This window comes from Kitasatospora sp. NPDC048296, from assembly GCF_043201815.1.
Classification (GTDB): Bacteria; Actinomycetota; Actinomycetes; order Streptomycetales; family Streptomycetaceae; genus Kitasatospora.
Window position 1 is genome coordinate 29635 of the sequence record NZ_JBICZB010000028.1, and the last position, 22084, is coordinate 51718.

The following is a 22084-nucleotide window of genomic DNA, read 5'->3' on the forward strand; positions in this document are numbered from 1 at the left end:
CGACGGGGTCGGGCGGCACTGCGGCCAGCCGTGCCGCGTCGACTTCCCGGGTGTGCGAACGGGCCCCACGACGGCGTCCGCAGGCCGTAGGCTAAGCCCCATGCCCACCCTGCTGCTCGTCCGTCACGGCCGCTCGACCGCGAACACCGCCGGAATCCTGGCCGGTTGGACGCCTGGCGTGGACCTGGACGACACCGGGCGCGCGCAGGCCGCCGCGCTCGCCGGGCGGCTGGCCGGGATCCCGCTGGCGCAGGCCGTCAGCAGCCCGCTGGAGCGCTGTCGGCAGACCCTGGAGCCGCTGCTGGCCGCCCGGCCCGAGCTGGCCCCGCCGGCCGAGGACGACCGGCTGGTGGAGTGCCACTACGGCGACTGGACCGGCCGTCCGCTGGCCGAGCTGGCCAAGGAGCCGCTCTGGCGCACCGTGCAGGACCACGCCGCCGCCGCGGCCTTCCCCGGCGGCGAGTCGCTGCGCGAGCTGAGCCACCGTACGGTCAGCGCGGTCCGCGAGTGGAACGCGAAGATCGCCGCCGAACACGGCGAGGACGCGGTCTGGATCGCCTGCTCGCACGGGGACGTGATCAAGGCGGTGGTGGCCGACGCGCTCGGCCTGCACCTGGACCACTTCCAGCGGATCAGCGTCGAGCCCTGCTCGGTCACCGCGATCCGGTACACCCCGCAGCGCCCCTTCGTCCTGAGGATGGGCGACACCGGCGACCTCTCCTCGCTGGCCCCGAAGCCCCACGCAGCCCCGGCCGCCCCGGCCGGCGACGCGGTGGTGGGCGGCACGGCCTGAGCAGCGGCCTGCCCGGACGCCGAACGGCGCCCCACCAGCGACGGCACCGCCCGAACCCGCGGGTGTCACCCCGCCCTGGCCACCCGCTCGGCTCCCCGGCCGGTGCCCGGAGGTCGTAGGGTGACTGATGAGTGACCGACCCGTCTGACCACCTGCCCAGTCCGACAACCCCGCGATCCCCCACGGCGGATCCGCACCGACCGACACGATCCGGAGCGAGAGCGTGCCCCGTCAGGTCTTCTTCTACGACCAGCCCGAACGGTTCGTGGCCGGCACCGTCGGCCAGCCCGGCGCCCGGGCGTTCTACCTGCAGGCCAGCGCCCGGGGCCGGATCACCAGCGTCCTGCTGGAGAAGACCCAGGTCGCCGCGCTCGCCGAGCGGATCGAGGAGGTCCTCGACGAGGCGCTGCGGCGCAGTGGCGGCGACACCTCGATCCCGGCCACCGCGCCCAAGGACCTGCTCGACACCGCCCCGCTGGACCTGCCGCTGGAGCAGGAGTTCAGGGTCGGCACCATGGCCCTGGCCTGGGACAGCGTGGACGCCTGTCTGGTGGTCGAGGCGCAGGCGCTGGTCGAGGAGGACGAGGAGGAGGGTGAGGAGGCGGTCTTCCGGGACGACGAGAACGGTCCGGACATGCTGCGGGTGCGGCTGACCGGCGCGATGGCCCGGGTCTTCGCCAAGCGCGCCCTGGACCTGGTCGCGGCCGGCCGCAAGCCCTGCCCGTTCTGCAACCTGCCGCTGGACCCGGAGGGGCACCTGTGCCCGCGCGCGAACGGCTACCGGCGCTGAACACCGAGACCCCGCCGCAGGCCGACCCGGCGGCCGCCGCCGCCCTCGCCGCCGATGTGCCCACCGCCCTGGCGCTGCTGCGCCAGGGCGAACTGGCCGTGCACGGCCGCCTCACCGAAGCCTCGAACGCCGCGCTGTACTGCACGGTCGAGCACGGCTCGCTGAGCGCGCAGGCCGTCTACAAGCCGGTGGCCGGCGAGCGCCCGCTCTGGGACTTCCCGGACGGCACGCTGGCCGGCCGCGAGGTCGCCGCGTACGAGCTGTCCGCCGCGACCGGCTGGGCGCTGATCCCGCCCACCGTGCTGCGCGAGGGGCCGCACGGGCCCGGCATGGTGCAGCTGTGGGTCGAGCCGGACCCGCAGGCCGAACCGCTGCTGGCGCTGCAGGACCCGGACGGCCCGGAGGAGGGCTGGCTGCCGATCGTCCAGGCCGAGGTCGAGGACGGCCGGCTGGCGCTGCTGGTGCACCACGACGACCGGCGGCTGCGCCGGATGGCCGTGCTGGACGCGGTGCTCAACAACGCCGACCGCAAGGGCGGCCACCTGATCCCCGCCGCGGACGGCCGGGTGTACGGCATCGACCACGGCGTCACCTTCAGCACCGAGGGCAAGCTGCGCACCCTGCTCTGGGGCTGGGCGGGCGACCCGCTGCCCGCCGAGGCACTGGAGGTGCTGGCCCGGGTGGCCGAGCAGCTGGACGGCGAGCTGGCCGAGCGCCTCGCGCCGCACCTGACCGCCGCCGAGCTGGACGCCACCCGCGCCCGGGTGGCCGGGTTGCGCAGCTCCGGCACGCACCCGCTGCCCTCCCGGGACTGGCCCGCGATCCCCTGGCCGCCGGTGTAGCGGGGGTACTCGCAGGTCTGGCACTGCTCCTCGCCGGTGGTCTGGACCGGCTACCGGAACAGGTCGCACACTGCTCCGATGGACGTGCGACGGATCACCCCCACCCCCCGAACCACGCCGGACCTGCCGTTGCACCGACTGCAGGTACCGCTGCCCCAGCTGCTCCCCTTCGCCATCGGCGGTTTCGACGCGATCGGCCCGCTCTCCCGCGCCAACTTCCCCCACCGGCACTCCTTCTACGAGATCGTCCAGATCACCGGCGGCCGCGGCGCCCACGCCCTGGACCTGGTCCACCGGCCGCTGGCGCCACCCCAGTTGTGCGTGATCACGCCCGGCCAGGTGCACCACTGGGCGGACGCCGAGGAACTCACCGGCCGGGTCGTCCTGTTCAACGAGGACTTCCTGCTCGGCCACCCGCAGGACCTGGCCGCGCTGCGCGCCCTGGCCACCCGCCCCGCCCTCGGGCTCGGTGAACAGGCCGGGCCGATCGACGCGTTGCTCGCCGACATGGAGCAGGAGTACCTGGCCAGGGCGCCCGGCTACCAGGGTGTGCTCCGGGCCAGTCTGCACATCCTGATCGTCCGGGCGCTGCGCGCCTGCGCCCCCGACGACCGGCCCGCGGTGCCCGGGCGGCCGGCCGAACTGGCCGCCGCCTTCGCCCGGTTGATCGCCCGGCCGGGCGGGGTGCGGCGCTCGGTGGCCTCCACCGCCCAGGAACTCGGCGTCTCCCCGGGGCACTTGCAGACCCTGGTCAAGCGGGCCACCGGCCGGACCCCGGGCGGACTGATCCGCCGCCAGCAGACCCTGGAGGCCAAACGGCTGCTGGCCTGCACGGACTTGACGGTCGGTCGGGTGGCCAGGGAGGCGGGCTTCGCGGATCCGGCGTACTTCTGCCGCTTCTTCCGCCGGGAGACCGGGATGACGCCAGGGGAGTTCCGGTCCCGGGTCGACGGAAATCACCATGATCCCCGGATCATGTCCATCGCGGTCGCGCCGGACGGTCCGTAACGTCACTGGTGGCCACCGGCGGCCCGTCCGGCGCGCGTGGACGGACGGCCGGTTCGGCCCTTGTCATGCCCCCACCATGACAAGGGCCGCCCCCCACCCCCAGCCCACGGGAACCCCACCCCGGGCACGCCGTACCGCGCGGGCGACCGCGTCACCTACTCCGGCGCCTCCTACGTCTGCCTCCAGGCGCACACCGCCATGGTGGGCTGGGAGCCGCCGAACGTGCCGGCCCTCTGGCAACGGTCGTAGCGGCTCCGGCCGTTCCCCGGGGAGCCGGGCGCCCGGTCGGCGGCAGGGCCGACCGGGCGCTCACCGTGCCTGAAGCCGAGCCGGTCCCCGAATCGCGCTGTATCAGTCGGGAAGCGCTCAGGCAACGACAGGAAGCGAATCCAGTCGATCTTTGTTACTGGTTAGGCTTTCAAATGTTCTCAAGGTTAAAGTCGATCCCATGCATGCCTGGCCCGCCTCCGAGGTTCCCGCCCTGCCTGGTCAGGGGCTCCCCCTTCGTATCCACGACACCGCAGCGGGTACGGTCCGGGAGGTTGTGCCGCAGGACGGCACCGCCCGGATCTACGTCTGCGGCATCACTCCCTACGACGCGACCCACATGGGCCACGCCGCCACCTACAACGCGTTCGACCTGGTGCAGCGCGTCTGGAAGGACGCCGGTCACGACGTCCTGTACATCCAGAACGTGACCGACGTCGACGACCCGCTGCTCCAGCGCGCGGTCGAGACCGGCCAGGACTGGGTGGCCCTGGCCGAGCGCGAGACGGCCCTGTTCCGTGAGGACATGACCGCCCTGCGGCTGCTCCCCCCGGCGCACTACGTCGGCGCCGTCGAGTCGATCCCGTGGATCGTCCCGATCGTCCAGAAGCTGCTGGCCTCCGGTGCCGCCTACAAGGTCGACGAGGACATCTACTACTCGGTCGACTCCGACCCCCACTTCGGCGAGGTCTCCGGCCTCACCCGCGAGGCCATGCGCCCGGTCTTCGCCGAGCGCGGCGGCGACCCGGACCGCCCCGGCAAGCGCAACCCGCTGGACGCCCTGCTCTGGCTGGCCGCCCGCCCGGGCGAGCCCGCCTGGGACACCGAGCTCGGCCACGGCCGCCCCGGCTGGCACATCGAGTGCGTGGCGATCGCGCTGAAGTACCTGGGCATGACCTTCGACATCCAGGGCGGCGGCAGCGACCTGTCCTTCCCGCACCACGAGATGGGCGCCTCGCACGCCCAGGTCGCCACCGGCTCCCACCCGTACGCCAAGGCGTACGTGCACGCCGGCATGGTCGCCCTGGACGGCAAGAAGATGTCCAAGTCCCGCGGCAACCTGGTCTTCGTCTCCACCCTGCGCCGTGAGGGCGTCGACCCGGCGGCGATCCGCCTGGCGCTGCTCTCGCACCACTACCGCGCGGACTGGGAGTGGACCAAGGACACCCTGGACGAGGCCGTGGAGCGCCTCGCCCGCTGGCGCGCCGCCGTCTCCCGCCCGGACGGCCCGTCGGCCGAGCAGCTGCTCGCCGAGGTCCGTACCGCGCTCGCGAACGACCTGGACGCGCCCGCCGCGCTGGCCGCGGTGGACCGCTGGGCCGCGCAGCAGGAGAGCGAGGGCGGCACCGACACCGGCGCGCCCGGCCTGGTGACCCGCACCGTGGACGCCCTGCTGGGCGTCGCGCTCTGACGACGCCGAAGGGGCGTCAGGACCAGGTGTCCTGACGCCCCTTCGGCGTTCCCGTCCGCCCGAGGAGGGTTACTCCTCCGCGGCCGCGAGCAGGGTTACTCCTCCTCGGCCCCGTCCGGGCTCTCCCGGGTCGGGCCCGGCGCCTCCGGTTCACTCGGCCACTCGGCCGTGGCGTGCCCGGACACCGGCTTCTCGCCGGTCGGCCCGACGTTCTCCCGGCGGCGCAGGTAGCGCTCGAACTCGCGCGCGATGGCATCCCCGGAGGCCTCCGGCAGCTCGGCGGTGTCCTGCGCCTCCTCCAGCTGCTGGACGTACTCCGCGACCTCGCTGTCCTCCGAGGCCAGCTGGTCCACGCCCAGCTGCCAGGCCCGGGCGTCCTCGCCGAGCTCGCCCGGCGGGATGCGCAGGTCCAGCAGGTCCTCCAGCTTGTTGATCAGCGCCAGGGTGGCCTTGGGGTTGGGCGGCTGCGCGACGTAGTGCGGCACCGCCGCCCAGAGCGTCACGGCCGGCACCCCGGCGTGCGTGCAGGCCTCCTGGAGCACCCCGACGATCCCGGTCGGGCCCTCGTACCGGCTCTCCTCCAGGTCCAGCCGGCGGGCCAGCTCCGGGTCGGAGGTGACTCCGCTGACCGGAACCGGGCGGCTGTGCGGGGTGTCGCCGAGCAGCGCGCCCAGGATCACCACCAGCTCGACGCCCAGCTCGTGCGCGAAGCCGAGCAGCTCGTTGCAGAACGAGCGCCAGCGCATGCTCGGCTCGATGCCGCGGACCAGCACCACGTCCCGGGTGGTCGGCTCGGTCACCCGGATCACCGACAGCCGGGTGGTCGGCCAGGTGATCCGGCGGATGCCGCCGTCCAGCCAGATCGTGGGCCGGTTGACCTGGAAGTCGTAGTAGTCCTCCGCGTCCAGGGCGGCGAACACCTTGCCGCCCCAGGTCTCGTCCAGATGCGCCAGAGCCGCGGAGGCGGCGTCGCCCGCGTCGTTCCACCCCTCGAAGGCGCAGACCATCACCGGGTCGATCAATTCGGGAACATCTTCCAGCTCGATCACCCAGCGTCTCCCTCCGGTCGGCGGTCGGACCGGCACCGCCCCGGCTGGCCTGCCGGGGCGCCGACGGGCCGGCTGCCGCCTGTCGAACCTCTCGTCTCCCATGGAACGCCTCGCTCCATGGTCCTACCTGCCCAGCCTACGGGCTTTGATGCGCATGGCGGCCGGGCACCGGGACAGTCTGGGGGAGCGGGCGGCCGCGATCCAGCGGATATCCGGACGACGCGGGCTGACGGGTCGTCAGCCCGTGAGATCCGGACGGACGGTGCCCGACCTGCGACGCGGTGCGACGGAGTGCCCGCCGGGCGCGGCGGCGCGATGATGAGGAGAGGAGGGGCCGGGCGGAAGGGGCCGGACCGATGAACCGATGGCAGTGGATCGGCGCGGGTACGGCGGCGGCGCTGGCCGGGGCCGCGCTGCTGGCGGCGGACCGGGCCGGGCGCCGGCTGCCGGCCGAACACGTCACCGAGGGCGGCCTGGAGCTGGCCCAGGCGCCCGGCGCGGTCTGGGACGTGCTGACCGACATCGACCTCTACCCGGCCTGGCGCCCGGGCCTCACCCACGTCGAGCGGCTGCCCGCCGGGGTCGGCGGCCGCCCGCGCTGGCGCGAGTACGACCGGCGCGGGCACACCACCTACGAGGTGGTGGACAGCGAGGCCCCGCACCGCCTGGTGACCGGCATCGCCGACCCGGACCTGCCGTACGGCGGCACCTGGACGTACGTGCTGACCCCGGCCGGGCCGGGCTGCTCGCTGACCGTCACCGAGCGCGGCGAGGTCCGCAAGCCCGCGTACCGCGCCGTCGCCCACTACCTGACCGGTGAGGACGCCACCGTCCACCGTTACCTGGGCGCCCTGGCACACCGGATGGCGGCGTAGAACCGCGCAGGACCGGGAGGACTAGGGGGAGACGTCCACCCAGCCGCTGCGGTACGCCGCCCAGTTCTCCGGCGTCGAGGCGAAGTCCACGTACAGCGCGACGCCGAAGGCGGCCCGCTTCGGGTCCTGGCGGCCCAGGCCCAGCCGGACGCCCCGGACCGCCGCCGGGACGGTCTCCGCGTCGCCCCAGTGGCCCCACTTGTCGTCCCAGAAGAACGGCAGGCCCATCAGCAGGTCGACGTCGGACGGGGTGGCCTCCAGCGCCAGCTCGGTCTGCAGCGCGACGTAGCCGCCGAACAGCGGCTCGGTCGGCATCGAGGTGTCGTAGGTCATCACCGCGATCTGGTCGACCCGGCGGGCGGTCTCCCGGAAGTACGCCTGGTCCCACCACTTGCCGTGGTCGGTGAGCAGGATCCCGGCGGTGTGCAGGCCGGGGACCGGGTCGATCTGCGGGGCCGCCACCGAGAGCTTGGCGCCGCGCGCCGCCGTCACCGGGTGGACCTGGTCGAGCAGGGCCAGCCAGCCGGCCGTGCCGGGGTGGATCGGCTCCATGTCGAAGTGCACGCCGTCGAAGCCCTGGTCCAGCACCTGGCCCGCCGAGGCGGTGATCCGGTCCCGGGTCGGCGCGTCGTCCAGGTCCAGGGCGTCCTTCTCGGGCTTGACCTCGTCGCCCAGCCAGCCCTGCAGCCGGACGCCGGGCAGCACCCGGTGGGCGGTCTCGGTGAACCAGCGGGCCTTGGGGTGGACGGAGGCCGGCAGGGAGCCGTCGTGCTCCAGCGGGCCGGTGTGCACGTACAGGTCGCGCACGCCGGTGCCGGCCAGCTGGCGGGCCAGCGCCTCGACGTCCGCCTCGGTCTTGCGGCCGTCCACCCAGGCGTGGCCGAGCCAGACGGCGTCCCGGCCGCGGGTGCGGGCCTCGGCGGACGGTTCACCCGTGTAGTGCAGTCGGATCGCGACGAACACCGAGCCCAGGGCGGCGACCGGTACCGCCACCGCCAGCCCCAGTGCGAGCAGGGCCCGGCGCCACCGCGACCAGCCCCTCCACCGCTCGCGCAGTGCCCGCGACGGGGCCGCCAGGGCCCGGCCGATGCGTTTCGTCGTGGTCCGGAACCTGGTCACGCGCTTGATCCCCCCTTGAGCCGAGCGCTCAGGATACGGAATGGGCCCGCAGGTCCGGCCGACGGACGGATACCCTGGCGACGTGCGGGCCCGACCAAGCGGGCTTGCAAAGCCGACAGCCGTCGCACCAGGGAGAAGCCCCATGGCCACTGCAGCCGAACCGTCCATCACTCAGCAGAGCCGCGCGAACGCGCTGCGTGAAGCACTCGCCACCCGGGTGGTGGTCGCCGACGGTGCGATGGGCACCATGCTCCAGGCACAGGACCCGACGCTGGAGGACTTCCAGAACCTCGAAGGCTGCAACGAGGTCCTGAACATCACCCGCCCCGACATCGTCCGCTCCGTCCACGAGGCCTACTTCGGGGTGGGCGTGGACTGCGTCGAGACCAACACCTTCGGCGCCAACTTCGCCGCGCTGGGCGAGTACGAGATCGCCGACCGCATCTTCGAGCTGTCCGAGGCCGGTGCCCGGATCGCCCGCGAGGTGGCCGACGCCCACGCCGCCGACGGCCGCACCCGCTGGGTGCTCGGCTCGATCGGCCCCGGCACCAAGCTGCCCACCCTCGGCCACGCCGCGTACGGGACGCTGCGCGACGGCTTCCAGCAGAACGCGGCCGGCCTGATCGCCGGCGGCGCCGACGCCCTGCTGGTGGAGACCAGCCAGGACCTGCTGCAGACCAAGGCCGCGATCCTCGGCTCCAAGCGCGCCCTGGCCGAGGCCGGGCTCGACCTGCCGGTGCTGGTCCAGGTGACCGTCGAGACCACCGGCACCATGCTGCTCGGCTCCGAGATCGGCGCCGCGCTCACCGCGCTGGAGCCGCTCGGCGTCGACTACATCGGCCTGAACTGCGCCACCGGCCCGGCCGAGATGAGCGAGCACCTGCGCTACCTGGCCAAGAACGCCAGGATCGGCCTGTCCTGCATGCCGAACGCGGGCCTGCCGGTGCTCGGCAAGGACGGCGCCCACTACCCGCTCTCCCCGGCCGAACTGGCCGAGGCGCACGACGTGTTCACCCGCGAGTACGGCCTCTCGCTGGTCGGCGGCTGCTGCGGCACCACCCCCGAGCACCTGCGCCAGGTGGTCGAGCGGGTCCAGGGCCGGCCGATCGCCCCGCGCCGGCCGCAGCCGGAGCCCTCGGCCGCCTCGCTCTACCAGGCGGTGCCGTTCCGCCAGGACACCTCCTACCTGGCGATCGGCGAGCGCACCAACGCCAACGGATCGAAGAAGTTCCGCGAGTCGATGCTGGCCGGCGACTGGCAGGCCTGCGTGGAGATCGCCCGCGACCAGATCCGGGACGGCTCCCACCTGCTGGACCTGTGCGTGGACTACGTCGGCCGCGACGGCGTCGCCGACATGAAGGAGATCGCCGGCCGGCTGGCGACCGCCTCCACCCTGCCGATCGTGCTGGACTCCACCGAGCCGCCTGTGCTGCGGGCCGGCCTGGAGGCGCTCGGCGGCCGCGCGGTGCTCAACTCGGTCAACTACGAGGACGGCAACGCCCCCGACTCGCGCTTCGGCAGGATCGCCTCGCTGGCCCGCGAGCACGGCGCCGGCCTGATCGCGCTGACCATCGACGAGCAGGGCCAGGCCCGTACCACCGACAAGAAGGTGGAGATCGCCGAGCGGCTGATCGCCGAGCTCACCGCCGACTACGGCATCGACGAGGGCTCGATCCTGGTCGACTGCCTCACCTTCACCCTGGCCACCGGTCAGGAGGAGTCCCGCCGGGACGGCATCGAGACCATCGAGGCGATCCGCGAGCTCAAGCGCCGCCACCCGAACGTGCAGACCACCCTCGGCCTGTCCAACATCTCCTTCGGCCTCAACCCGGCCGCCCGCGTGGTGCTCAACTCGGTCTTCCTGCACGAGTGCGTGGAGGCCGGTCTGGACTCGGCGATCGTCCACGCCTCCAAGATCCTGCCGATCTCCCGGATCCCGGAGGACCAGCGCGAGGCCGCCCTCGACCTGGTCTACGACCGCCGCCGGGACGGCTACGACCCGCTGCAGCGCCTGCTGGAGCTGTTCGAGAACGTCTCCACCGCCTCGGTCAAGGCCTCCAAGGCCGAGGAGCTGGCCGCGCTCCCGCTGGAGGAGCGGCTGCAGCGCCGGATCATCGACGGCGAGCGAAACGGCCTGGAGGCCGACCTCGACGAGGCGCTGACCGGGCGCCCGGCGCTGGAGATCATCAACGACACCCTGCTGTCCGGCATGAAGGTGGTCGGCGAGCTCTTCGGCTCCGGCCAGATGCAGCTGCCGTTCGTGCTCCAGTCCGCCGAGGTGATGAAGACCGCGGTGGCCCACCTGGAGCCGCACATGGAGAAGTCCGACAGCGAGGGCAAGGGCACCATCGTGCTGGCCACCGTCAAGGGCGACGTCCACGACATCGGCAAGAACCTGGTCGACATCATCCTGTCCAACAACGGCTACAACGTGGTCAACCTGGGCATCAAGCAGCCGGTCGCGGCGATCCTGGACGCCGCGCAGGAGCACAACGCGGACGTGATCGGCATGTCCGGCCTGCTGGTGAAGTCCACCGTGATCATGAAGGAGAACCTGGAGGAGCTGAACCAGCGCAAGCTGGCCGCCTCCTACCCGGTGATCCTCGGCGGCGCTGCCCTCACCCGCGCCTACGTCGAGCAGGACCTGCACGAGATCTACGAGGGCGAGGTCCGCTACGCCCGGGACGCCTTCGAGGGCCTGCGGCTGATGGACGCGCTGATCGCGGTCAAGCGCGGCGTGCCCGGCGCGACCCTGCCGGAGCTCAAGCAGCGCCGGCACGCCCGGGTCGAGGTGGAGGAGCCGGAGCCCGAGGTCAACCTCGGCCAGATCCGCTCGGACGTGGCCGTCGACAACACCGTGCCCACCCCGCCGTTCTGGGGCGACCGGATCGTCAAGGGCATCCCGTTCGCCGACTACGCCTCCTGGCTGGACGAGGACGCGCTGTTCAAGGGCCAGTGGGGCCTGAAGGCCGCCCGCTCCGGCGAGGGGCCGTCGTACGAGGAGCTGGTGGAGACCGAGGGCCGGCCGCGGCTGCGGGCCTGGCTGGACCGGCTGCAGACCGAGGGCTGGCTGGAGGCGGCCGTGGTCTACGGCTACTACCCGGCCAACTCCAAGGGCGACGACCTGATCGTCTTCCACGAGGACGGCACCGAGCGCACCCGCTTCACCTTCCCGCGCCAGCGCCGCGGGCGCCGGCTCTGCCTGGCGGACTTCTTCCGCCCGGAGGAGTCCGGGGTGCGGGACGTGGTCGGCCTGCAGGTGGTCACCATGGGCAACCGGATCTCGGAGGCGGCCAACGAGCTGTTCGCCGGGAACTCCTACCGCGACTACCTGGAGCTGCACGGCCTCTCGGTGCAGCTGGCCGAGGCGCTGGCCGAGTTCTGGCACGCCCGGGTCCGCTTCGAGCTGGGCTTCTCCGGTGAGGACCCGCAGGACGTCAAGGACATGTTCGCGCTCAAGTACCGGGGCGCCCGCTTCTCGCTCGGCTACGGGGCCTGCCCCGAGCTGGAGGACCGCGCCAAGATCGCCGAGCTGCTGAAGCCCGAGCGGATCGGCGTGGTGCTCTCCGAGGAGTTCCAGCTGCACCCGGAGCAGTCCACCGACGCGATCGTGATCCACCACCCGGAGGCGAAGTACTTCAACGCGCGGTAATCCGTACGTCCTTCTCCGTTCGCTCTTTTCCGACGAACCGGGCGTATCCTTGATGATCCTGAACGGGCCGGTCCGCTCACCAGCGGGTCGGCCCGTGCCATCCCCGAAGGACGTCCAGGGACGCTCCGCGGGGTACCGACGGAAGGACCCGCCATGACCACCAGCTCCACCGCCGCCCTGGCGCTCGACCACGGGGACGACCGCGGCCTGCAGGCGGTGCTGCTGGACATGGACGGCACGCTGGTGGACACCGAGGACTTCTGGTGGCAGGCCGAGGTCACGCTCTTCGCCGAGCTGGGCCACCAGCTGGACGAGCGGGACCGGGCCCATGTGGTCGGCGGCCCGATGACCCGGGTGATGGACTACCTGGTCGCCCGGACCGGGGTGGACATCGCCCCGACCGACCTGGGCGTGCTGGTCAACCAGCGCTTCGTCGACCTGCTGGCCGGCGGCGTGCCGCTCATGCCGGGGGCCGAGCGGCTGCTCAACACCCTCGCCGCGCACGGTGTCCCGGCCGCCCTGGTGTCCGCCTCGCACCGGCACGTGATCGACATCGTGCTGCGCTCGCTGGGCGCCGAGCGCTTCGCCTTCACCATCGGCGGGGACGAAGTGCCGCGCACCAAGCCGTTCCCGGACCCGTACCTGGAGGCGGCCCGGCGGCTGGGCGCGGAGCCGGCCCGCTGCGTGGTGATCGAGGACACCCCGACCGGAGTGAGCGCGGGCGAGGCGGCCGGCTGCCCGGTGATCGCGGTGCCCTCGGTGGCGCCGATCGAGGCGGCCCCCGGGCGGCTGGTGCTGCCCTCGCTGGAGCAGGTCGACCTCGAACTGCTGCGCTCGCTGGTCGCCTCGCGGGTGTGACGGGTGCGGGCGGGCTCGACTGAGCGTCACTTGAGTGTGATTGTCATCTCATTGTGCTCCGGGACTACTCGCGGGTAGGCGCCCTGGAGGGGCTGTCACCCGGGGGTGCCCGGGGAGAAAACGGGCATTGGCTGACAACTTGTCGGGCGCGCCGTGATGCCCCGAACCACCGTGTCCCAAACGTCATCTGCACGGGTATCGGTCGTGTGTGTTCGATATGGCACGCTACTCGGGTTCGCGACACCCAGAAGGACGCTCCCGTGAAGACTTCAGCTGAACGCCTGGCAGCACTCGGCTGCGCCGGTCTGGTCGCCGTGACGGTGGCCGGCTGCGGATCGGTCACCGACGCCGTCAAGGGGGGCAGCGGCGGCAAGTCGATCACCATGGGCACCCGGGGGCTCACGAGCGTCCTGGACCCGGCCGGCGCCTACGACGCCAGCGCGTGGCTGGTGCTGCGCAACACCCACCAGTCGCTGCTCAGCTTCCCCGCCGCCGCCAGCACGCCCTCCCCGGACGCTGCGCAGTCCTGCGAGTTCACCGGTGGCGACGCCACCCAGTACCACTGCGTGCTCCGCCCCGGTCTCAAGTTCTCCAACGGCCACCCGCTCACCGCCGCCGACGTCGTGTACTCGATCGAGCGCACCAAGAAGATCAAGGACCCGAACGGCCCGGCCGGCCTGCTGGACACGATCAAGTCGGTCGAGGCCAAGGGCGACAACGAGGTGGTCTTCCAGCTGTCCACGGCCGACGCCACCCTGCCGGCCAAGCTGGCGACCCCGGCCGGCGCCATCGTGGACCACCAGGTCTTCCCGGCCGACAAGCTGCTGGAGAACGACAAGATCGTCGGTTCCGGCCCGTACAAGTTCGACTCGATCGAGACCATGACCCCCGAGGGCGGCGGCGCCAAGGTCATCGGCAAGGTCGTCCTGACCCCCAACGACAAGTACGCCGGCGACGCCAAGCTGCAGAACAGCAAGTACACCGTGCGGTACTTCGACAAGCCCGGCGACCTGAAGGACGCGCTGGACAAGGGGGACGTCGACCTCACCGACAACAGCCTGGACCCCGCCACCGCCGCGCAGCTCCTCTCCGACCAGCAGGGCGGCAAGACCGACCTCAACGTCGTCCAGGGCGAGAGCTCCGATGCCAGCTTCATCGCCTTCAACACCAAGGACGAGACCACCGGCAACGTCGCCGTCCGTCAGGCCGCGGCCCAGCTGATCGACCGGAAGGCGCTCGCCCGCGACGTCTTCGCGCGGACCGTCGAGCCGCTGTACTCGATGGTCCCGACCGGCGTCACCGGCCACAACACCGCCTTCTACGACAAGTACCTCGACCCGGACGTCAACAAGGCCAAGGCGTACCTCACCGCCGCCAAGGTCCCCCTGCCGGTCAAGCTCACCCTCACCTCGGGGCGTTCGCGCACCGGCAACTCCGAGATCGACACGCTGAAGAAGCAGCTGGAGGCCGGTGGCCTCTTCCAGGTGACGGCCCAGGTGGAGTCCGACCCGTCGGCCTACCAGAAGGGCAGGAGCGAGGGCAAGTACCAGGCGTACCTCGTCGCTTGGGCCGCGGACTACCCGGACCCGGACAACTTCATCGGACCGCTGGTCACCGGGGCCAGCATCTTCCACACCGGTTGGGACGACCCGCGGATCAGCCAGAAGCTGCTCCCGGAGGGGCTCAAGCAGGCCGACCGCGGTGCCGCGGCCGCGACCTACAACCAGGTCCAGAGCATCCTCGTCGACAACGTGCCGATGATCCCGCTGTTCCAGAACAAGGCTTTCTACGTCGCGAAGTCGTACGTCACCGGCGTCGAGTCGACCGTCGACTCCACCGGCGCCCTCCGCTTCTGGGAGATCGGCCGCAACAACAAGTAGCGCACTGCGCACGGCGGCCCGCCCGCTCCCCTCTCGAACCGAGGGGGAGCGGACGGGCCGCCGTCGCGTTTCCCCGTGCCGCCGCGCGGCGTTGTTACAGCGTGCCGGGCCGCACCAGCCCGCTCTCGTAGGCGTACACCGCCGCCTGCACCCGGTCGCGCAGCTGCAGCTTGGTCAGCACATGGCCGACGTGGGTCTTCACGGTCGTCTCGCTGACGAACAGCTCGGCCGCGATCTCCGCGTTCGACAGCCCGCGCGCCACCAGCTTCAGCACCTCCAACTCCCGCTCGGTCAACGCGCTCAGCGCCTGCGGCGGCGCCTCGTCGCCCGAGGGCAGCTTGGTGGCGTACATGTCCAGCAGCCGGCGGGTGATGCTCGGCGCCAGCATCGCCGCGCCGTCCGCGACCACCCGGATCGCCTGCACCAGCTCCTCCGCCGGGACGTCCTTCAGCAGGAAGCCGCTGGCGCCCGCGCGCAGCGCCTCCACCACGTACTCGTCCAGGTCGAAGGTGGTCAGCACCAGCACCTTGGCCGGGCCGTCCCGCCCCGGACCGGCGATCCGGCGGGTCGCCTCGACGCCGTCCATCCGCGGCATCCGGATGTCCATCAGCACCACGTCGGGCTGCAACGCCCGGACCTGGTCCAGCGCCTGCTGACCGTCGCCGGCCTCCCCGACCACCACCAGGTCGGACTCGGCCTCCAGGATCATCCGGAAACCGGTGCGCAGCAGCGGCTGGTCGTCGACCAGCAGCACTCGGATCGTCACTAGGACTCCTTGCTCATCGGATCCCCCGTGGGATCGCTCTCATCCGACGTACGCGCCAGCGGCAGCGGGTACGGCGGCGGGGTGCCGCCGAACTCCGGGCAGCGGGCCTGGTGGTCACACCAGTCGCAGAGGCGGTTGCGGGTGGCCGGGAAGTCCCCGGTGGCCACCGCGTGGCTGATCCGCTCCCACAGCGCCTGCAGCTTGCGCTCCACCGCGAGCAGGTCGGCCTGGTCCGGGTCGTAGCTGACCACGTCCCCGCCGCCGCCGAGGTAGACCAGCTGGAGGCGCTTGGGGATCACACCCTTCCAGCGCCACACCACCAGCGCGTAGAACTTCATCTGGAACATCGCCTTGCCCTCGAAGTCCCGCGAGGGCGCCCGGCCGGTCTTGTAGTCCACCAGCCGGACCTCGCCGGTCGGGGCGACGTCCACCCGGTCGATGTAGCCGCGCAGCAGCAGCCCCGACTCCAGGGCCGTCTCCACGTAGAGCTCGCGCTCCACCGGGTGCAGCCGGGTCGGGTCCTCCAGCCGGAACCACTGGCCGACCAGCTTCTCGGCGTCCGCCAGCCAGCGGGTGAGCGCCGCGCCGTCCGGATCGTCCGGGAACAGCGAGCCCAGCTCCGGGCGCTCGCCCAGCAGCCGCTCCCACTGCGGGCGCAGCAGGCCCAGCGCCCGCTCCGGCGTCCGCTCGGTCGCCGGGCTGTCGAACAGCCGCTCCAGCACCGCGTGCACCAGCGTGCCCCTGGTCGCCGCCGCGCTCGGCGGCTCGGGCAGCCGGTCGATCACCCGCAGCCGGTACAGCAGGGGACAGGTGAGGAAGTCCCCCGCACGCGACGGGGACAGCCCGGTCGGGGGCGCCGCGGGGCGCACCGGCGCTTCGGCGGCACTGCTGGTGTCGGTCTGCTGCATGGCTACGACCCTATTGCCCTTTGCTGTCATCCCGCTGCCACCGTGCTGCCAGACCGTCGGTCCGGGGTCGATCCGGGATCGGTCCAGTGGGGTATGAAGGCTGACAGAGGGGCGCGCGGCGCCGGAGCGCCGCGATCACGTAGCGTGGGCGCACCGGGGGCACGACGGTGGGACGACCGAAGGGAACACGGTGAGCGACACCAGGGGGCAGCAGACCTCCGACCAGTCACCGCAGGACGGTGGCCGCCCGGGCGGGCGGGCCCCGGAGCGCGGCGGCGGCCTCCTGATGGGGCGCCCCTTCGGCGTGCCCGTCTACGTCACCCCTTCTTGGTTCGTCATCGCCGCCCTGATCACCTGGGTGTTCGGCGGACAGCTCGGCGACGTCCTGCCCGAGCTCGGCAGCGGCGTCCGTTACCTGCTGGCCTTCTTCTTCGCGGTCGCCTTCTACGCCTCCGTGCTGGTGCACGAGCTGGCCCACACCCTGGTCGCGCTGCGCTACGGACTCGGGGTGCGGCGGATCCAGCTGCAGTTCTTCGGTGGCGTCTCCGAGATCGAGAACGAGGCCGAGACCCCCTGGCGTGAGTTCTGGCTGGCCTTCGTCGGCCCGCTGCTCTCGCTGGTCCTCGGCGGGGTCTTCTACCTCGCGCTGCGCGCCGTCGAGCTGTCCACCGTGCCCGGGGTGCTGCTCACCGGCCTGATGATCTCCAACCTGGTCGTCGCCGCCTTCAACCTGCTGCCCGGTCTGCCGCTGGACGGCGGCCGGATGCTGCGCGCCGTGGTCTGGGCGATCAGCGGGAGGGCGATGACCGGCACCGTGGCCGCCGCCTGGGTCGGCCGGGTGCTGGCGATCGCCGTGCTGTTCGGCCTGCCGCTGCTCAGCGCCTCCCGCGGGGCCGAGCGCACCACCACCGACACCCTGGTGGACGCGGTGCTGGCCGCCGTGCTGGCCGCGATCATCTGGAACGGCGCCACCGGCAGCCTGCGCAACGCCCGGCTCAAGGAGGTGCTGCCCGAGCTGCGGCTGCGCGACTTCGCCCGCCGGGCCGTCGAGGTCACCGCCGACACCCCGCTCGGCGAGGCGATGCGCCGCGCCCGCGAGGCCCAGGCCGGCGCGGTGGTCGTGGTGGACGGCCGGGGCGAGCCGATCGCCATCGTCCGCGAGTCCGCGGTACGGGCCGTGCCCGAGCACCGCCGCCCCTGGGTGGCCGTCGGCCCGCTCGCCCGCGACCTCGAACCCGGGCTGCGACTCGACGCCGACCTGCGCGGCGAGGCCCTGCTGCGGGCCATCCAGGCCACCCCGGCGGGGGAGTACCTGGTGGTCGAGCCGGACGGCCGCGTGTACGGCGTCGCCGCGCTCACCGACATCGAGCAGCGCCTGACCGCCGCCGTCGCCGGCCGCTGACCCGCACCCTGCTCGGGGCCCGGTAAGGCAGGACGGCGCGCTTCCCTTAGGATTGTCCGCATGTCCGAACCGACCGGTGCCGCCCGCCGACGCGGGCCCTTCCAGGTCGGGGACCAGGTCCAGCTGACCGACCCCAAGGGTCGCCACTACACGTTCACGCTCCAGGCCGGGAACCAGTTCCACACCCACAAGGGTGCGTTCCCCCACGACGAGCTGATCGGCGCCTCCGAGGGCACGGTCGTGCGCACCACGGGGAACGTCCCGTACCTCGCGCTGCGCCCCCTGCTCCCCGACTACGTCCTGTCCATGCCGCGCGGCGCCGCCGTGATCTACCCCAAGGACGCGGGGCAGATCCTGGCGATGGCCGACATCTTCGCCGGCGCCCGCGTCGTCGAGGCCGGCGTCGGCTCCGGCGCGCTCAGCATGTACCTGCTGCGTGCCGTCGGCGAGCAGGGCATGCTGGCCTCCTACGAGCGCCGCCAGGACTTCGCGGACATCGCCCAGGGCAATGTCGAGCGCTACTTCGGCGGCCCGCACCCGGCGTGGAAGCTCACCGTCGGCGACCTCCAGGACAACCTGGTCGAGACCGACGTCGACCGCATCATCCTGGACATGCTGGCCCCCTGGGAGTGCCTGGACGTCGCCTCCAAGGCGCTCGTCCCCGGTGGCCTCATCTGCTGCTACGTGGCCACCACCACGCAGATGTCCCGGACCGTCGAGGCGCTGCGCGAGCACGGCACCTTCACCGAGCCGCAGGCCTGGGAGACCATGGTCCGCACCTGGCACCTGGAGGGCCTGGCGGTCCGCCCGGACCACCGGATGATCGGCCACACCGGCTTCCTGCTCACCGCCCGCCGCCTGGCGGACGGCGTCGAGCCGCCGCTGCGCCGCCGCCGCCCGGCCAAGGGCGCCTACGGCGAGGACTACGACAGCGGGGCGCCCGAGCCGACCCTGCAGGAGCGCGCAGCGGCCCGCAAGGCCGCCCGTGACACCGAGTCCGAGCAGCCCGACCTGGGCTGACACCCGACAACACGCAAGGGGTGGTGCGGGCGTAAGGCCCGCATCACCCCTTCCTGCTGTGGTCGGCTCGCCTCCGGGCGCTCCCGACCCGGCGCTCGTTCCTCGCTTGTCGTTCGTCGCTTTCGGCACCGGCGCGCCCTTCGGCTCCCCGGCCGGGAGCCCGTGGGCACCGTGTGGGACGATGCTCGCGCACGCAGACCAGCTCCTGGAACTCTGGAGGGGACGCCGGGTGGAGACCGCGGTCGGGACGACGGCGACGGCTGGACAGCAGACACCGAAGAGCGGCACCCGGCCCGGGCACGCGCGCACCGCCCCCTGGCACTGGGCCCTCGCCCTGGCCGGCTGCGGCGCGGTGGTGGCCGCGGCCCTCGCCGCCTCCACGGCGACCGGCACCCCGGTGCCCGTGCGCGGTGGCGCCCCCGAGGCCCTCGCCGCGAGCGCCGCCCCCGACCCGGCCAAGGCCCAACTGCCGATGGACTGCGGCCCGTTCCCGGTCGAGACGGTACTCAGCGTGCCCGCCGAGCTCGGTGACGGACGGCCGGGCACGGTCGTCGCCGCGCACTGCGCCACCGACACCGGCACCCCGCCGGACTCCGTCTACCTGCTCGGCTTCGGCGCCGGCGAGCGCCCGACGGTGGTCGCCACCCTGCTGACCGAGCGCGAGAACCTCACCCTCAGTCGGCTCGCGGTGCGCTCCGACGGCACCGTCACCGGCCACGCGCAGGGGTATTCGAGCGAGGACGTGCCGCGCTTCCGGCCCGACATCTCACTCGACCTCACCTGGACGCGCAAGGGCGGCGGCTGGGAACGCACCCAGTCCGCCGCCCCGGTCAGCCGGACCTGAGGCCCGGCCTCAGGCCCGTCCGACAATTCCCGCCGGGCGCGAATCGTCGGACCCGGCCCGGCGACTCACTCCGCGTCCGGGCCGTACACCTCGACCCGGTCGGCGACCCGGCGCACGTGGATGCAGTCGCCGGGGCACTCCTTCGCCGAGTCCACCACGTCCTGAAGGAGCGTCAGCGGCACCGGGGCGGTCTCCCCGGGTTGCTGGCGCAACTCGTCGTCCGGGCCCTTCACGTACGCCAGCCCGTCGATGTCCAGCTCGAAGACCTCGGGCGCGTACTGGGCGCAGATGCCGTCGCCGGTGCACAGATCCTGGTCGATCCACACCTCCAGCTCCTCGGTCGTCGCCGTCTGCTCGGTCACCGACATGGTTCCCTGCCGTTTCTGTCCCGGGTCGCCCCTATTCCTGGAGCAATCCCGCCATTCGTACAACGATCGGACCCAGCACTGCGGTCGCGATCGGATATCACTTCGCTCGACGATACATCTGGCCTGCTTTGAGAGGTGCGCGGTGGGTATCCCCTTAGCAGAGGGGAAGCACGCTGGGGCGAAGATCGGACACGCCCGTTCCATCTTTCTTGATCTAGGGGTTTACGGACCCCTGGTCCCAGGTAGGGTCTGGAAGCGTCCAGCTCCCCGGAGGAGGTGAGGACCGTGGCAACCCACGATGACGACTACAACCGCAGCACCGGCAGGCCCGCTCGTGGTTCCGAGGAGGCCGCTCAGGTCTCGTACCTTGAGCAGGAAATCGCCGTGCTGCGCCGCAAGCTCGCCGACTCGCCGCGCAATTCGAGAATCCTCGAAGAGCGGATCGTCGAGCTCCAGACCAACCTGGCCGGCGTGACCGCCCAGAACGAACGGCTCGCCTCCACCCTGCGCGAGGCCCGCGACCAGATCGTGGCCCTCAAGGAGGAAGTGGACCGGCTGGCACAGCCCCCGGCCGGCTTCGGCACCTTCCTCGAAGCGAACGAGGACGGCACCGCCGACATCTTCACCGGCGGGCGCAAGCTCCGTGTCAACGTCAGCCCGAACGTCGCCCTGGACGAGCTGCGGCGCGGCCAGGAAGTGATGCTCAACGAGGCTCTCAACATCGTGGACGCGATGGCCTTCGAGCGCATCGGCGAGATCGTCACCCTCAAGGAGGTCCTCGAGGACGGCGAGCGGGCCCTGGTCCTCGGCCACACCGACGAGGAGCGCGTGGTGCGCCTCGCGGAACCGCTGCGGGGGACCACCGTCCGGGCGGGGGACGCCCTGCTGCTGGAGCCCCGCTCCGGCTACGTGTACGAGGTCGTGCCGAAGGCCGAGGTCGAGGAGCTGGTCCTCGAGGAGGTCCCGGACATCGACTACCGCCAGATCGGCGGCCTGAGCAACCAGATCGAGCTGATCCGCGACGCGGTCGAGCTGCCCTACCTGCACGCCGACCTCTTCAAGGAGTACGAGCTGCGCCCGCCCAAGGGCGTGCTGCTCTACGGCCCGCCCGGCTGCGGCAAGACGCTGATCGCCAAGGCGGTCGCCAACTCGCTGGCCAAGAAGGTCGCCGAGGTCACCGGCCGCCCCCAGGGGAAGAGCTACTTCCTCAACATCAAGGGCCCCGAGCTGCTCAACAAGTACGTGGGCGAGACCGAGCGGCAGATCCGCCTGGTCTTCCAGCGGGCCCGGGAGAAGGCGGGCGAGGGCACGCCCGTCATCGTCTTCTTCGACGAGATGGAGTCGCTGTTCCGCACCCGCGGTTCGGGCGTCAGCTCGGACGTGGAGAACACCATCGTCCCGCAGCTGCTCGCCGAGATCGACGGCGTGGAGGGCCTGGAGAACGTCATCGTCATCGGCGCCTCGAACCGCGAGGACATGATCGACCCGGCGATCCTGCGGCCCGGCCGCCTGGACGTCAAGATCAAGATCGAGCGCCCGGACGCCGAGGCGGCGAAGGACATCTTCTCCAAGTACCTCAAGGACTCGCTGCCGTTCCACCCGGACGACCTCAAGGAGCACGACGGCTCCGTCGAGGCCACGGTGGCGGCGATGATCCAGTCGGTCGTGGAGCGGATGTACTCCGAGACCGAGGAGAACCGCTTCCTGGAGGTCACCTACGCCAACGGTGACAAGGAGGTCCTGTACTTCAAGGACTTCAACTCCGGCGCGATGATCCAGAACATCGTCGACCGCGCGAAGAAGATGGCCATCAAGGACTTCCTCGACCACGGTCAGCGCGGTCTGCGCGTCTCCCACCTGCTCGCCGCCTGCGTGGACGAGTTCAAGGAGAACGAGGACCTGCCCAACACCACCAACCCGGACGACTGGGCCCGCATCTCCGGCAAGAAGGGCGAGCGGATCGTCTTCATCCGCACGCTGGTCACCGGCAAGCAGGGCGCCGAGTCCGGCCGCTCCATCGACACTGTCGCCAACACGGGGCAGTACCTGTAAGCACGCGGTAACCCGGGCCGACTGCGGTCCCCGGAGCTGTACGCACACCGTCCGGCTGTGGCGCCTCGCGGCCCCGCAGCCGGACGGCGCGTCTCGGGGCCCGCCGGTCGGCGCCGGGTTCTAGGCTCGACCCACCGTCCGCGGGCAGACCGCCGGCGCCGGTGCTGTTCAGCGGTACGT

Annotated in this window: 18 protein-coding genes and 1 pseudogene; 14 read left to right on the plus strand and 5 right to left on the minus strand. The window is 72.2% G+C overall.

From position 1 onward, the window contains the following. Window positions 1-100 precede the first annotated feature (100 nt). From ACGF12_RS18595 to mshC, 6 genes and pseudogenes are all read left to right on the plus strand, one after another. Window positions 101-793, plus strand: a complete 693-nt coding sequence (locus ACGF12_RS18595; RefSeq protein WP_393030732.1) for a histidine phosphatase family protein — start codon at window positions 101-103, stop codon at window positions 791-793. A gap of 223 nt (window positions 794-1016) precedes the next feature. Further along, window positions 1017-1583, plus strand: coding sequence for a DUF3090 domain-containing protein (locus tag ACGF12_RS18600; protein WP_393030735.1), 567 nt, complete (start codon window positions 1017-1019; stop codon window positions 1581-1583). A gap of 56 nt (window positions 1584-1639) precedes the next feature. Beyond that, window positions 1640-2425 (plus strand): SCO1664 family protein, encoded by a 786-nt coding sequence (locus ACGF12_RS18605; RefSeq protein WP_393030892.1) that lies wholly within the window; start codon window positions 1640-1642, stop codon window positions 2423-2425. A 78-nt stretch (window positions 2426-2503) separates the two neighbouring features. Beyond that, window positions 2504-3433, plus strand: coding sequence for an AraC family transcriptional regulator (locus ACGF12_RS18610; protein WP_393030738.1), 930 nt, complete (start codon window positions 2504-2506; stop codon window positions 3431-3433). Window positions 3434-3523: 90 nt separating this feature from the next. Further along, window positions 3524-3682 (plus strand): annotated as a pseudogene (locus ACGF12_RS18615) (carbohydrate-binding protein); the annotation flags it as partial. 199 nt (window positions 3683-3881) lie between these two features. Beyond that, window positions 3882-5111, plus strand: coding sequence for a cysteine--1-D-myo-inosityl 2-amino-2-deoxy-alpha-D-glucopyranoside ligase (mshC, locus tag ACGF12_RS18620; RefSeq protein WP_380610497.1), 1230 nt, complete (start codon window positions 3882-3884; stop codon window positions 5109-5111). Between the two features lie 95 nt (window positions 5112-5206). Here mshC and ACGF12_RS18625 read toward each other — a convergent pair whose 3' ends face one another. After that, a complete protein-coding gene (locus ACGF12_RS18625; protein WP_393030741.1) occupies window positions 5207-6160 on the minus strand; it encodes a PAC2 family protein in 954 nt (317 codons plus the stop codon). A gap of 356 nt (window positions 6161-6516) precedes the next feature. Between ACGF12_RS18625 and ACGF12_RS18630 the strand changes: the two genes are divergently transcribed. Continuing rightward, complete coding sequence (locus tag ACGF12_RS18630) at window positions 6517-7035, plus strand: SRPBCC domain-containing protein (RefSeq protein ID WP_393030744.1); 519 nt, start codon at window positions 6517-6519, stop codon at window positions 7033-7035. Between the two features lie 21 nt (window positions 7036-7056). Here ACGF12_RS18630 and ACGF12_RS18635 read toward each other — a convergent pair whose 3' ends face one another. Further along, window positions 7057-8154 carry a hypothetical protein gene (locus tag ACGF12_RS18635; RefSeq protein WP_393030747.1) on the minus strand — a complete coding sequence of 366 codons (1098 nt, stop codon included), beginning with the start codon at window positions 8152-8154 and terminating at the stop codon, window positions 7057-7059. 142 nt (window positions 8155-8296) lie between these two features. Here ACGF12_RS18635 and metH point away from each other — a divergent pair, with 142 nt between their 5' ends. The 3 genes from metH (at window position 8297) to ACGF12_RS18650 (ending at window position 14544) form a co-directional block, all read left to right on the plus strand. Continuing rightward, window positions 8297-11806, plus strand: coding sequence for a methionine synthase (metH, locus tag ACGF12_RS18640; protein ID WP_393030750.1), 3510 nt, complete (start codon window positions 8297-8299; stop codon window positions 11804-11806). Window positions 11807-11959: 153 nt separating this feature from the next. Continuing rightward, entirely contained in the window at window positions 11960-12664 is a 705-nt protein-coding gene (locus ACGF12_RS18645; RefSeq protein WP_393030753.1) for an HAD family hydrolase, read from the plus strand. A gap of 260 nt (window positions 12665-12924) precedes the next feature. Then, window positions 12925-14544, plus strand: a complete 1620-nt coding sequence (locus ACGF12_RS18650) for an ABC transporter substrate-binding protein (RefSeq protein WP_393030756.1) — start codon at window positions 12925-12927, stop codon at window positions 14542-14544. 94 nt (window positions 14545-14638) lie between these two features. On the opposite strand, the gene ACGF12_RS18655 is transcribed toward ACGF12_RS18650, so the two are convergent. Further along, window positions 14639-15310, minus strand: coding sequence for a response regulator transcription factor (locus ACGF12_RS18655; RefSeq protein WP_350523854.1), 672 nt, complete (start codon window positions 15308-15310; stop codon window positions 14639-14641). After that, on the minus strand, window positions 15310-16218 hold the full coding sequence (locus ACGF12_RS18660) for a RecB family exonuclease (RefSeq protein WP_387622897.1): 909 nt from the start codon (window positions 16216-16218) through the stop codon (window positions 15310-15312). The genes ACGF12_RS18655 and ACGF12_RS18660 overlap by 1 nt, the downstream gene beginning before the upstream one ends. A gap of 190 nt (window positions 16219-16408) precedes the next feature. On the opposite strand from ACGF12_RS18660, the gene ACGF12_RS18665 reads away from it, so the two are divergent. The 3 genes from ACGF12_RS18665 (at window position 16409) to ACGF12_RS18675 (ending at window position 19484) form a co-directional block, all read left to right on the plus strand. Further along, the gene (locus ACGF12_RS18665; protein ID WP_393030761.1) at window positions 16409-17620 is read left to right on the plus strand and encodes a site-2 protease family protein; all 1212 of its coding nucleotides are present in this window, start codon (window positions 16409-16411) and stop codon (window positions 17618-17620) included. Window positions 17621-17680: 60 nt separating this feature from the next. Then, window positions 17681-18640 carry a tRNA (adenine-N1)-methyltransferase gene (locus ACGF12_RS18670; protein ID WP_393030763.1) on the plus strand — a complete coding sequence of 320 codons (960 nt, stop codon included), beginning with the start codon at window positions 17681-17683 and terminating at the stop codon, window positions 18638-18640. Between the two features lie 181 nt (window positions 18641-18821). Further along, window positions 18822-19484 carry a hypothetical protein gene (locus tag ACGF12_RS18675; protein ID WP_393030766.1) on the plus strand — a complete coding sequence of 221 codons (663 nt, stop codon included), beginning with the start codon at window positions 18822-18824 and terminating at the stop codon, window positions 19482-19484. A 65-nt stretch (window positions 19485-19549) separates the two neighbouring features. On the opposite strand, the gene ACGF12_RS18680 is transcribed toward ACGF12_RS18675, so the two are convergent. Continuing rightward, on the minus strand, window positions 19550-19852 hold the full coding sequence (locus ACGF12_RS18680; protein ID WP_387622886.1) for a ferredoxin: 303 nt from the start codon (window positions 19850-19852) through the stop codon (window positions 19550-19552). Window positions 19853-20137: 285 nt separating this feature from the next. Between ACGF12_RS18680 and arc the strand changes: the two genes are divergently transcribed. Then, window positions 20138-21904, plus strand: coding sequence for a proteasome ATPase (gene arc, locus ACGF12_RS18685; RefSeq protein ID WP_393030771.1), 1767 nt, complete (start codon window positions 20138-20140; stop codon window positions 21902-21904). Window positions 21905-22084: the final 180 nt, after the last annotated feature.